The organism is Streptomyces malaysiense, assembly GCF_000980885.2.
GTDB lineage: Bacteria > Actinomycetota > Actinomycetes > Streptomycetales > Streptomycetaceae > Streptomyces > Streptomyces malaysiense.
This window is the reverse complement of record NZ_LBDA02000116.1, coordinates 1-11779: the sequence shown is the minus strand read 5'-3', so window position 1 is coordinate 11779 and position 11779 is coordinate 1. Positions and strand designations below refer to the sequence as shown.

The window sequence follows — 11779 nt, the reverse complement described above, 5'->3', positions numbered from 1 at the left end:
GCAGAGTCGTGAATTTCAAACGGTTTTCGCGTCAATCGGCCGTCATGTCAGCATGGCCGGGTGCATATGGACAGTGTGCGGCGCTCAAGGCGCTTGGCGGCGGTCCTCGGAACCCTGCTCCTCGCGACCCTTTCGGCCTGTCGCACGGCCTCGCCCAGCACCGCGCCCGGCGGCCACGGCCCGGCCGCGTCGACCGCTTCCGGCACCGCGCACGCCCCCGACCCGGCCCGCGTACCGGGTGTCGGCAGACGTCTGTACGCGCGGATACCGGCACGGTCCCGCCAGGTCGTGGCGGTGTACGGCAAGAGCCGGGATTCCGCCGAGTCCGAAGTCGTGCTCTACGTGCGGCAGGGCGGTGGCTGGCACCGGGAGGGCAGCTGGGCGGCGCACAACGGGCGGCGCGGCTGGACCTTCGACCACCACGAGGACGACAAGCGCAGCCCGGTGGGCGTCTTCACGCTGTCCGACGCGGGCGGTACCTTCGCCGATCCGGGGAGCAAGCTGCCGTACGACCACAACACCTACGCCTACGCGTCCCCGAAGGCATGGCCCAAGGCGTACCAGCACGACTTCGGCTACGTCATCGCCATCGACTACAACCGTGTGCCGGGCACCCCGCCTCGCGACGCCGCCCGCCCCTGGGGCGCGGACAAGGGCGGCGGGATCTGGCTCCACCTGGACCACGGGAGCGGCACCTCGGCCTGCGTGAGCATGCCGAAGAGCGCCATGGAGACGCTGCTGCGCACGCTCGACCCGGCCCGGCACCCCGTGGTGGTGATGGGGGACCGGGCGGATCTCGGCGCCTGAGGGCCGCGCGGCCGTCAGTTGTCCGTCGAGCCGCCCCGGGTCGCCGAGGAAGGTCCCGCCGCGACGGTCGAGCCGACCACGTCCACATCGCTGGAGCGGACGTAGGCGATCCGGTGGTCGAACTGGATCTGGTAGTAGGTCTCGTCGCCCTTGACCACCGGCTCCGGGCTTTCGACGAAGGCCGAGCGCGGCACGAAGGAACTGTCGATGGTGCCCTCGGTGACGTACCGCTGGCCCGCGCGGAAGTGGTAGGGGAGCGGTGCCTCGGGCTCCTCCTCCATGCCCTCCGGATAGGCGTCCTCCTCGGGCAGGGCACGACCGAAGACCGGGATCTCGTCCAGGCCCGCCTTGGGCGTCACCATCTTGCCGGCCGCGCCGACAGCCGTCGCCTGCTTCTTCGGGTTCTTGAACCATGCCTTGCGGCCCTGGTACCAGACCGCCGTCCAGTCGCCGCGGCGTTCGGCGACCGCGAAGGTCTGCCCGGCGGAGGCACGCGCCCCCAGGTCGTCGACGTCCAGCGTGGACTCCCCGCCGTCCGGGTGACGGCCCGGGTCCTGGATCAGCGGTGCCCTCTCGTCGGGACGGGTGTACATGCGGACGGCGCTGGAACCGTGTTTCGGGCACGGTGCCCCGGGCTTGAGGCAGCCCGTGAACTTGGGCGAGTGGGTGGCGTAGTCGGGCAGGATCGTCACCATGTCGCTGTTCGGCCCGGCGGTGGCCTTGAGGGGTGCGCCGAGGAGGTCGAAGTAGTGGCGCCAGTCCCAGAAGGGGCCCGGGTCGTCGTGCATGTCCGGGATGGAGTCACCGGTCGGCGAGGGCACGTTGTCGTGGCCGAAGATGTGCTGCCGGTCGAGCGGGATGCCGTACTTCTTGGCCAGGTAGCGCACCAGGCGGGCCGAGGTCCTGTACATCTGTTCGGTGAACCAGGTGCCCGGCTGCCGCAGGAAGCCCTCGTGCTCGATGCCGATGGAGCGGGCGTTGACGTACTGGTTGCCGGAGTGCCAGGCCTCGTCCTTGGTCTGGATGTGCTGGGTGACGTGGCCGTCGCTGGAGCGGATCGAGTAGTGCCAGGACGCCTCGGTCGGGTCCTGGACCGTCTGGAACATGCTCGACAGCCTGGCCTCGGTGTCGTGGATGACGATGTACTCGATCTTCTGGTCGCGCGGCCGGTCGGCGAGGTCGTGGTTGCCGTAGTCGCCGTCGTCGTCGATCTCCACGTACGGCGCCGCGAGCCAGTCGCAGGACACCTCGGCCGGGCACTCCGTCCCCTTGGCGTGCCGGGGCTTCTCGGTCCGGACGGTGTGGGGGCGCACGGAGGGGCTCGCGGGCAGAGAGACCTCCTGTCCCTCGGCGGTGGTGCGGTGGGCGCCCTTGCGGATCACCGCGAAGACATCGTTCGCATAGGTGGCGGCCGAGGTGATGTCAGGAGTGCCGGGGAAACGTTCCACCGCCTCCCACCAGTCCGCCGGATCCTCGCTCAAGGGCTTGCCCAGCTGCTGCTGGGTCGCCGCCAGCAGGGCGGCGCCGCCGCGCACATTGGCGGCGGCGTCCGTGCGCAGGCGCCCGGCCGGGACGTCGGTCAGCCGGGCGGCGCGCTGGAGGTCCGCCGGCTTCACGGACCGGCCGGCCAGGACACCGTCCGGCCGCGCGGCCGGCGCGCCCGCCGCCCCCGCGCTGGGCTGGAGCGCGCCACCGCCCTGGACGCCGGGGGTGGGCGATGCGGCCGGGAACCGGCTGGTGTCCACCAGATGCATCGGCCCGTAGCCGCCCGCGACACTCGGGGAGCCCGGGTGGGCGTCCCAGCGGGTCTGCACATAGGACACGCTCATCAGCACACTGCGTGGCACATGGAAGTCGTGGGCGGCGTCGGTGAAGGCGATCTGGAGGCGCTGCTCGGGCGCGTCGTCGTCGGTCATCGGGGTGAGCAGCAGCGGCGCCAGCAGGGCCGCCGATCCGATGGCGCATGCGGTCAGACGGCACACGCGGCCGTTGGGGACACGTGGGGCGGTGGGTCTTTTCATGGCACGGGTCTCCAAACATGTTCATCGCGCTCTTCGCAGCCAGGACAATGGAGTTGCCCCTGACAACCACCCCTTGTACGTTTCCGTGCCCCGCGTGTCCCGTCGCGCCAACCGTCACCGGGGTGGACCAGCGGCCCGGCAGAGGCCACCCGGTCGGCGGGCAGCGGCTCCGCTCCGACGGCCCGTCAGCGCGGGCACCCGTCCGGGCGGGTGACGGAGGACATCCGGGTCAGTCCTCGACCGGGTCGACCCGCCAGTCGGGGTGGCCCGGCATGGGCGGGGTGTGCGGTCCGTAGAGCCAGGCGGTCAGAAAGGGTCTCAGATCCTGCTTCGCGACCCGGGAGGCGAGGTCGACGAAGTCCCGGGTGCCCGCCGCGCGGCCCCGGTAGGTGCTCACCCAGGACTTCTCGATCCGCTCGAAGACCCCGGCGCCGACCTTCTCCCGCAGGGCGTACAGCACCAGGGCCGACCCGTCGTAGCGCATCACCTTGAACAGCGTGCCGGCGCCGGGTTCGGCGGGCGCGCCGTCGTCGTGGCGCCACTGGTCGTGCTGCTCGTAGGCGTCGCGCATCGCGTCGTCCAGGCTGACGCCGCCGTGCGAGTCGGAGTACAGCCGTTCGTAGAAGCGGGCGTGACCTTCGCTCAGCCACAGGTCGGACCAGCGCCGGATGGCGACGCTGTCCCCGGTCCAATGGTGCGTCAGCTCGTGCACGAGATTGCGTTCCGCCTGGACCCGGCCGCCGAGCAGATCGTCCTTCGGTACGACTGACAACGACTGGGTCTCCAGCGCCACCGGCAGTTCGGTGTCCCCGACCAGCACGCCGTACCGGCGGAACGGATACGGTCCGAGCCGCTGTTCGAGCCAGGCCAGGTGCTCCGGGGTGAGTGAGCGGTACTCCTCGGTGTCGCCGACGAGGTCGTCCGGGACCACGTCACGGACCGGCAGTCCGTGCGGCCCCCGGCTGTTGACGACGCGGAACCTGCCGATCGCCAGCTGGACCAGCTGAGCCGCGATCGGCTGCTCGGAGTCGTAGGTCCGTTCGACGCGGCCGCCCGGCAGCTTGGTCGTGCTGACGAGGCGTCCGTTGGCCACCGCGCCGATGTCCGCGGGGGTGGTGACGTGAAAGGTGATCGGTGCGCGCAGGCTCGGATGGTCGTCCGCCGGAAAGATCATCTTGGCGCCGTCGGGCTGGGCGCAGACCACCGTGCCGTCGGGGGTGGGCACCCAGCCGTAGTCCCGGATCGCGTCGTCACGGTGGCGCTGCCGGGTGGGATCGGCGGTGTAGGCGACGTGGACGGTGAAGGCGTGGCCGCGAGGGATCGGCCGGGCGGGGGTGACGGCGAGTTCGTCTCCGGCGCGTACGAATCCGGCCGGTGCGCCGTCGACCGTGACCCGGTGCAGCGTGTTGCCCGCGAAGTCGAGGTCGAAGCGGGACAGCGCCTGGGTGGCGGCGGCGTCGATGGTGGCGCCCGCCTCGAACGGCGTCCGCGGCGCCTGCCAGTCGAAGTCCAGCGTGTAACGGCGGACGGTGTAGCCGCCGTTTCCGGCGAGCGGCATCAGCGGGTCGCCGATGCCGGGGGCGCCCGGGGACGGGGGAGCGCCTTCCGCCGGGCCCGGGGCGGCGGCGTGCCCCGGTGCGGCGGCCGGGCCGGGCGCGCGTGCGCCGTGGCCCGTGCGCGGGAGCAGGTCGTAGCAGATGGCGGCCCCGGTGAGAGTGAGGGCACCGGCGAGGGCGAGGGCCGTGCGGCGGTGGCGTCTCGTTCCGCCCGCCTTCCCTGGCCCCTGGCTGGGGGGTCCCGCCGGGCTGTCCACTGACATGATCTCCATGAGCGCACTATGTCAGCCTGATCAGCTCATAGCACTAAATGTCTGTCAGAGTGACAACGCGCCAGATGTGGTCCGTGCGGCGGGCTCCCCTCCTCGATGCCTCATTGCGGGCGCGCCCAACTCCCCGTAGAACACCGCCCATGAGACAACGGATAGTCATGTCCATGCTTGCCGTGGCGGTCCTCCTGGTCGGCGCGCTCTTCGGCGCCGGGACCGCGACCGCGCGGACCGCCGACGTCCCCGCCGAGTTCGGCACCGACTGGCACGATCCGGTGACCGCCGCCCCGCCCGTCGCCCGGCCGCACACCAAGTCCTGCCAGGTCACCCTGGCCGACACGCAGTTCCGCGACTTCACCCCCTATCGGGGCACGTACACCCCGCCCAAGGGCTGCGGCGACCGGTGGAGCAAGGTCGTACTCCGCCTGGACGGCACGGTGAAGGGCCGTCAGTACGACCGGCTCGGCTATCTGCACGTCGGCGGGGTCGAGATCCTGCGCACCTCCACGCCGGAGCCCTCGCCGGACGGCATCGCCTGGCACGTCGAGAAGGACGTCACCCGCTACAGCGACACCTTCCGCAGCCCGCGGGATGTCGAGATGCTGATCGGTAACGTGGTCGACGGCACCTACACCGGCGTCATCGACGTCCACGTCACCCTGACGTTCTACGCGGGCGGTCCCGCCGAACGGACCCCGGACCGTGTGCTCACCCTCACGGACACGCCCGACGGCACGACGCTCACCGCGCCGCGCAACAGCGAGCGGATCGTCGCCGAGGTCTACGCGACCGGATCCGGCGGCGGCTGCGAGGAGTTCTGGTACTTGACGGTGGCCGACCCCGCGTCGTACTCCTGCAAGGCCGATCACGGCCCCTACCGCGAGGTGCAGATCAAGGTCGACGGCCGGACGGCGGGCATCGCCGCCCCCTTTCCGAACGTCTGGACCGGCGGCTGGTCCGACCCGTTCCTCTGGTACGTCATACCCGCCCCCGGCGCGTTCGACGTCCGGCCCATCGAGTACGACCTCACGCCCTTCGCCGGGCTGCTGGACGACGGCCGTCCGCACCACGTCGAGGTGTCCGTGGTGGGCGTGCCGGCGGGGCAGGCCGGCTGGAGCACTCCGGTGAACGTGCTGGTCTGGCAGGACGCGCACCGCGACCACCTCACCGGGGCGGTCACCGAGGACGCGGCGACAGGCATGGCCAACACCTCCACCTACACGCCTGGTTCGGAGAACCGGGTGGACACCGACGCCGGGCACCGGCTCACCGTCAGCGGATATCTCGACACCTCCCACGGACGAGTGACCACCACCGTCACCCGGACCCTCTGCGACACGTCCGTCCACCGCTGGACCGATGACGAGAACTCGGACGGGCTGGACGCGACCTGGACCGACGACCAGACCGTCACCACCACCGGGTCCGGCCCCGCCCGGTCGGCGCACACGCTGCGGACGTACACCCTCGACGGCGCCACCACCATCGGCTCCGACAGCCGGCTGCGCACCGTGCTGACGCTCGGCGACCGCGCCGTCGAGACCGAGCTGCGCGGCGGCCGGCGCATGACGTGGTCGCGGCTGGACGACACCTACCGCGGAGACGCCTCCTACACCCTCGACGCCCCGCGCGAGCAGCGGCACGCGGTCGGCACTTCGTCGGAGCGCTACCGCTCGTACGGCTCGGGCGGCTGCTACGACCACACGCTGGCCACCGCGCAGGGAGCGCTGACGCTGGACCGCAAGGGCTGCTAGCAGCTCTGTCCGGAAGCCCTTCGGCGCGGCCGGTCCCGCCTGTCGCACCGGGGGGTCAGCAGGACTTGGCGGCTTCCCCGTCGACCAGGGTGTCCAGCAGGACGCCGAGCACTTCGCGCTCCTTCTCGGTGAGCGGGGCGAGTATCTCCTCGGCCGCCGAGCGGCGCGCCCCGCGCAGTTCGCGCAGGGCCGCGCGCCCCTCGTCGGTCAGCTCGATCCGGGTCACGCGCCGGTTCGCCGGGTCCGCCGCCCGGCGCACCTTGCCGCTCGCCTCCAGCGCGTCGACCAGCGTCGTCACCGCGCGCGGCACCACCTCCAGGCGCTCGGCGAGGTCGGTCATGCGCGGAGGGGAGGGGTAGTGCGCGAGGGTGCGCAGCAACCGGGACTGGGCGGGTGTGATGCCCAGCTCGCGCTGTTCCAGATGGCGCTTCTGGATGCGGTGCACCCGGCGGGTGAGTCGCAGCAACTGCTCGGCGAGCAGTCCCTCGGGGTCGGGGGTGGTCATGCGGGAACAATATCAGGATGCGGTTCATTGTGAGTGTAGGTAACAATGAGCTACGATCCGTTCCGTCATCGTCGGCCGGCCCCGGCCCGCGACCGCTCACCTCCGTAGGAGCCCATGCATCCCGACCGTGAATCCTCCTGGACCCCGCCCGCCGACGCCAAGGACAGGCCCCGGCAGTGGCGGCGGATCCTCAAGCTGTTCCGTCCCTACCGCGGGCGGCTCGCCGTCGTCGGCCTGCTGGTCGGCGCCTCCTCGCTGGTCTCGGTGGCCACGCCGTTCCTGCTCAAGGAGATCCTCGACGTCGCCATCCCGCGCGGCCGCACCGGCCTGCTGAGCCTGCTCGCGCTCGGCATGATCCTCAGCGCGGTCCTCTCCAGCGTCTTCGGCGTGCTCCAGACGCTGATCTCGACCACCGTCGGCCAGCGCGTCATGCACGACCTGCGCACCGCCGTCTACGGCCGGCTCCAGCGCATGTCGCTGGCCTTCTTCACCCGCACCCGCACCGGCGAGGTGCAGTCCCGCATAGCCAATGACATCGGCGGCATGCAGGCGACGGTCACCTCCACCGCCACCTCCCTGGTCTCCAACGCCACCAGCGTGGTCGCCACCGTCGTCGCGATGGTCGCCCTCGACTGGCGGCTCACCGTCGTCTCGCTGCTCCTGCTGCCGGCCTTCGTCTGGATCAGCCGCCGCGTCGGCAACGAACGCAAGCGGATCACCACCGAGCGCCAGAAGCAGATGGCCGCGATGGCCGCCACGGTCACCGAGTCGCTCTCGGTCAGCGGTATCCTGCTCGGCCGCACCATGGGCCGCACCGATTCGCTGACCGGCTCCTTCGCCGGAGAGTCCGAGCGGCTGGTCGAACTGGAGGTCCGGTCGAACATGGCCGGGCGCTGGCGGATGGCCGTGATCACCATCGTGATGGCCGCCATGCCCGCCGTCATCTACTGGACGGCCGGCCTGGCCCTCCAGTTCGGCGGCCCCCAGGTCTCGCTCGGCACCATCGTCGCCTTCGTCTCGCTCCAGCAGGGCCTGTTCCGACCGGCGGTGAGCCTGCTGGCCACCGGCGTCCAGATCCAGACCTCCCTCGCGCTCTTCCAGCGCATCTTCGAGTACCTGGACCTGCCGATCGACATCACCGAGCGGCCCCGGCCGGTCCACCTCGACCGGGTCAAGGGCGAAGTCCGCTTCGAGGAGGTCGAGTTCCGCTACGACCACAAGGGCGGCCCCGTCCTCGACGGCGTCGACGTCACCGTCCCCGCCGGCGGCAGCCTCGCGGTCGTCGGTCCCACCGGCGCGGGCAAGTCCACGCTGGGCTACCTGGTGCCGCGGCTCTACGACGTCACCGGTGGCCGGGTCACCCTCGACGGGGTCGACGTCCGCGACCTGGACTTCGACACCCTCGCCCGCGCGGTCGGTGTGGTCTCGCAGGAGACGTACCTGTTCCACGCCTCCGTCGCGGAGAACCTGCGCTTCGCCAAACCGGGCGCCACGGACGAGGAACTGCACGCCGCGGCCAGGGCGGCGCAGATCCACGACCACATAGCGGCGCTGCCCGACGGCTACGACACGGTCGTGGGCGAGCGCGGTCACCGCTTCTCCGGCGGCGAGAAGCAGCGCCTCGCCATAGCCCGCACCATCCTGCGCGATCCGCCGGTCCTCATCCTGGACGAGGCGACCAGCGCCCTGGACACCCGGACCGAGGCCGCCGTGCAGGAGGCCATCGACGCCCTGTCGGCGAACCGTACGACGATCACCATCGCCCACCGGCTGTCCACCGTCCGTGGCGCCGACCAGATCGTGGTGCTGGACTCCGGGCGCGTCGCCGAACGCGGCACGCACGAGGAACTGCTGGAGCGCGACGGACGGTACGCGGCTCTGGTGCGCAGGGACGCGCAGCTGGAGCCGACCGGGTGAGAGCGGTGACCGGAGGCCATGGGTCCGGGCAGGTGGCCGGAGTCGCGGACTGAGACGGGTGACTGGGCCGACAAGCTGAATATATGTCGGGTTTGCAGGGCTTCGCGTATTACGGTTCCCGCATGCTGACGCACATTCCGCCACGGAGAAGGACCCGACTGACACGCCGGGGCAGACTCGCCCTCGTCGTGGCCGGCGCCGTCGTGGCCGGCACCGCCGTGGCGGTGCCGCTGCTGACGGTGGCCGATCACCCTGAGGTGCCCAGGCCCGCCGCGCTCGTCGTCCCGGAGGGCTGGCGTGCGAGCCAGGTCTACGCCGCGATCGACAAGGCGCTCGCCCTGCCCTCGGGGAGCACCCGTACCTCGGCAGGCAAGGCCCGGCTGACGCTGCCCAAGGACGCCGGGGGCAACCCGGAGGGCTATCTCTTCCCGACCTCCTACCCGCTGAGCAAGGGCGCGACCCCCGAGTCCGTGCTGCGGTCCATGGTGGCCACCGCCCATGACAAGTTCGACGGCGCGCCGGTCGCGGCCGGGGCGCAGCGCAACTCGATGAACGTCTACCAGGCCCTCACCATTGCCAGCATCGTCCAGGCCCAGGCCGTGAAGAAGGAGGACATGGGCAAGGTGGCCCGGGTCGTCCTCAACCGGCTGGAGCGAGGGATGCCGCTGCAACTGGACTCCACTCTCATCTACGCGCTGGGCCGCGCGCGCACCACCGAGGAGGACACCAGGAGCGACAGCCCCTACAACACCTATCGGCGCTTGGGCCTGCCACCGACGCCGATCGGCAATCCCGGCGAGGACGCGATGCGCGCCGCCATCAATCCGGCGCCGGGCGACTGGCTGTACTTCGTGACGGTGAAGCCCGGCGACACGCGCTTCACCGCCGACTACGACACACACATGCGCAATGTGGCGGAGTTCAACTCCGAGCAGCAGAAGGCCGGCAAGCAGCAGAGCGGGGGCCAGAGCCCGTCCCCGGACCACTCCTCCACCCCGTCCGCGACACGGTCCGGCAAGGCCGGCTGAGAGCGCCGACCGGTTCGACCGAGCTGTGCGGTCCGGTGGTTCGTCACGCGGCGGCCGGCCGGCCCTCCGCCAGCAGTCGCCTGATGTCCCGTACGGCCGCGCGGCCGGCCCGGTTGGCGCCGACGGTGCTGGCCGAGGGCCCGTAGCCGACGAGGTGGATCCGGGGGTCGGCCACCGTGCGCGTCCCCTCCACCCGTATCCCCCCGCCCGGAGCGCGCAGCCGCAGGGGGGAGAGATGGCCGAGCGACGCCCGGAACCCGGTCGCCCACAGGATCACATCCGCGTCCACACGGCTGCCGTCCCGCCACTCCACGCCGTCGGGCGTTATCCGGTCGAACATCGGCCGCCGGTCGAGGACCCCGTCCGCGAGCCCTCGGCGGATCGCGTCGTTCAGGGGCAGCCCGGTGACCGAGACCACGCTGCGCGGCGGCAGCCCCTCGCGCACCCGTTCCTCCACCAGCGCGACGGCGGCCCGCCCCGCGTCCGCGTCGAACGGGCCCTCGCGGAAGACCGGCGGCCGTCGGGTGACCCAGGTGGTCGCGGCCGCGTACGGGGCGAGCTCCAGCAGGTGCTGGGTGCCGGAGGCGCCGCCCCCCACGACCACCACCCGCTGCCCCGCGAACTCCTCGGGCCCGGCGTACCAGGCGGTGTGCAACTGCCGCCCGCGGAAGGTCTCCTGACCCGGACAGCGCGGCCAGAACGGATGCTCCCAGGTGCCGGTCGCGTTGATCAGCGCACGGGGCGACCAGGTGACGTCGGACGTGCCGTCCGATGTCTCCACGAGCAGTCGACCGCCGTCCCCCTCGCGCACCGCCCGCACCGACACCGGGCGCCGCACCCGCAGGTCGAAGGCGTGTTCGTATCGGTCGAAGTACGCGCCGATCACCTCGGCCGAGGGGCGCGCGGGATCGGCGTCCGCCAGCTCCATACCGGGCAGCGTGTGCATCCCGTGCACCTTGCCGTACGTCAGTGAGGGCCAGCGGAACTGCCAGGCGCCGCCGGGCTCGGGGGAGTGGTCGAGAACCACGAAGCCGCGGTCCGGCTCGAACCCGGCGCGGCGCAAGTGATAGGCGCTGGACAGCCCGGCCTGCCCGGCGCCGATGACGAGCACCTCGACCTCACGCAATTCGTTCACGCTTCTACCAACAGCGTGCCGTGTTCGGCTCTTCCCACCCGGTGTCGTACCGATGCGCCAGGATGGGCGTCATGTCAGATGCCTTCACCACCCGAGTCCTGAACGTCGCCTCCGGTAACCGGGAACGCGTGGTCGATCTCACCCGGGACTGCGAGGACTTCCTGCGGCAGGCGGCCGCTGGTCGCGACGGCCTGCTGAACATCTTCGTCCCGCACGCCACCGCCGGGATCGCCGTCATCGAGACCGGCGCCGGCAGCGACGACGACCTTCTCGCCGCCCTGCACACCCTGCTCCCCGCCGACGACCGCTGGCAACACCGCCACGGCAGCCCCGGCCACGGCCGCGACCACGTCCTCCCGGCACTGGTCCCGCCACACGCGACCCTGCCGGTGATCGCAGGCCGCCTGGAACTCGGCACCTGGCAGTCGGTGTGTCTGGTGGACACGAACAGGGACAATCCGAACCGTCAGGTGCGACTGAGTTTCCTCAGTTGATGCACGTGCCGGAACTGAAGCGATCATTCCGGGCGCGCCCAATGACCCAGTGAAGGGCGGTGAGCCCGTCGAGCAGGAGCCATCGCGCCTCCAACGGCAGGCCACGCCTCCGAAGTGGTGACTCGGCCGTCGAAACCGGATTGCTGTGCGCAGGCGTGAATGCTTCCGTTGGCTGCGAAGCGCCGGCCAACGTCTATGCAGGGCACTGTCTCACCGTCAGTACATTGCCTGCGTATGCCTTCAGTATGACCTTCCCTTGGCCCGTCTCGTCTACGGTTGGAAACCGCGGTTGC

General features: G+C 71.3%; 9 protein-coding genes. 5 read left to right on the top strand and 4 right to left on the bottom strand.

The window, feature by feature from the left end; all coding sequences use genetic code 11:
* Positions 1-66 precede the first annotated feature (66 nt).
* Positions 67-807 carry a L,D-transpeptidase family protein gene (locus VT52_RS33255; RefSeq protein WP_046417457.1) on the top strand — a complete coding sequence of 247 codons (741 nt, stop codon included), beginning with the start codon at positions 67-69 and terminating at the stop codon, positions 805-807.
* 14 nt (positions 808-821) lie between these two features.
* Here VT52_RS33255 and VT52_RS33250 read toward each other — a convergent pair whose 3' ends face one another.
* The gene (locus VT52_RS33250; protein ID WP_079175445.1) at positions 822-2828 is read right to left on the bottom strand and encodes an N-acetylmuramoyl-L-alanine amidase; all 2007 of its coding nucleotides are present in this window, start codon (positions 2826-2828) and stop codon (positions 822-824) included.
* A gap of 229 nt (positions 2829-3057) precedes the next feature.
* Complete coding sequence (locus VT52_RS33245) at positions 3058-4656, bottom strand: M1 family metallopeptidase (RefSeq protein ID WP_240509982.1); 1599 nt, start codon at positions 4654-4656, stop codon at positions 3058-3060.
* Between the two features lie 140 nt (positions 4657-4796).
* On the opposite strand from VT52_RS33245, the gene VT52_RS33240 reads away from it, so the two are divergent.
* Entirely contained in the window at positions 4797-6407 is a 1611-nt protein-coding gene (locus VT52_RS33240; protein WP_338059213.1) for a peptide-N4-asparagine amidase, read from the top strand.
* Between the two features lie 55 nt (positions 6408-6462).
* Here VT52_RS33240 and VT52_RS33235 read toward each other — a convergent pair whose 3' ends face one another.
* Entirely contained in the window at positions 6463-6912 is a 450-nt protein-coding gene (locus VT52_RS33235) for a MarR family winged helix-turn-helix transcriptional regulator (RefSeq protein WP_046417459.1), read from the bottom strand.
* 114 nt (positions 6913-7026) lie between these two features.
* Here VT52_RS33235 and VT52_RS33230 point away from each other — a divergent pair, with 114 nt between their 5' ends.
* Together VT52_RS33230 and mltG are read left to right on the top strand one after the other, a co-directional pair.
* A complete protein-coding gene (locus VT52_RS33230; RefSeq protein ID WP_046417460.1) occupies positions 7027-8829 on the top strand; it encodes an ABC transporter ATP-binding protein in 1803 nt (600 codons plus the stop codon).
* Between the two features lie 122 nt (positions 8830-8951).
* Positions 8952-9857: an endolytic transglycosylase MltG gene (gene mltG, locus VT52_RS33225; RefSeq protein ID WP_046417490.1), complete on the top strand. Its 906-nt coding sequence runs from the start codon at positions 8952-8954 to the stop codon at positions 9855-9857.
* A gap of 43 nt (positions 9858-9900) precedes the next feature.
* Here the strand turns inward: mltG and VT52_RS33220 are convergent, their stop codons facing one another.
* Positions 9901-10992 carry an NAD(P)-binding domain-containing protein gene (locus VT52_RS33220; RefSeq protein ID WP_046417462.1) on the bottom strand — a complete coding sequence of 364 codons (1092 nt, stop codon included), beginning with the start codon at positions 10990-10992 and terminating at the stop codon, positions 9901-9903.
* A gap of 71 nt (positions 10993-11063) precedes the next feature.
* On the opposite strand from VT52_RS33220, the gene VT52_RS33215 reads away from it, so the two are divergent.
* Entirely contained in the window at positions 11064-11486 is a 423-nt protein-coding gene (locus tag VT52_RS33215) for a secondary thiamine-phosphate synthase enzyme YjbQ (protein WP_046417463.1), read from the top strand.
* Positions 11487-11779: the final 293 nt, after the last annotated feature.

Excerpts from the sequence above, each read along its gene's own strand:
- VT52_RS33215 (WP_046417463.1), top strand. The coding sequence starts at position 11,064 with ATGTCAGATGCCTTCACCACCCGAGTCCTGAACGTCGCCTCCGGTAAC.
- VT52_RS33240 (WP_338059213.1), top strand. The coding sequence starts at position 4,797 with ATGAGACAACGGATAGTCATGTCCATGCTTGCCGTGGCGGTCCTCCTG.
- VT52_RS33230 (WP_046417460.1), top strand. The coding sequence starts at position 7,027 with ATGCATCCCGACCGTGAATCCTCCTGGACCCCGCCCGCCGACGCCAAG.
- mltG (WP_046417490.1), top strand. The coding sequence starts at position 8,952 with ATGCTGACGCACATTCCGCCACGGAGAAGGACCCGACTGACACGCCGG.
- VT52_RS33235 (WP_046417459.1), bottom strand. The coding sequence starts at position 6,912 with ATGACCACCCCCGACCCCGAGGGACTGCTCGCCGAGCAGTTGCTGCGA.
- VT52_RS33245 (WP_240509982.1), bottom strand. The coding sequence starts at position 4,656 with ATGGAGATCATGTCAGTGGACAGCCCGGCGGGACCCCCCAGCCAGGGG.
- VT52_RS33255 (WP_046417457.1), top strand. The coding sequence starts at position 67 with ATGGACAGTGTGCGGCGCTCAAGGCGCTTGGCGGCGGTCCTCGGAACC.
- VT52_RS33250 (WP_079175445.1), bottom strand. The coding sequence starts at position 2,828 with ATGAAAAGACCCACCGCCCCACGTGTCCCCAACGGCCGCGTGTGCCGT.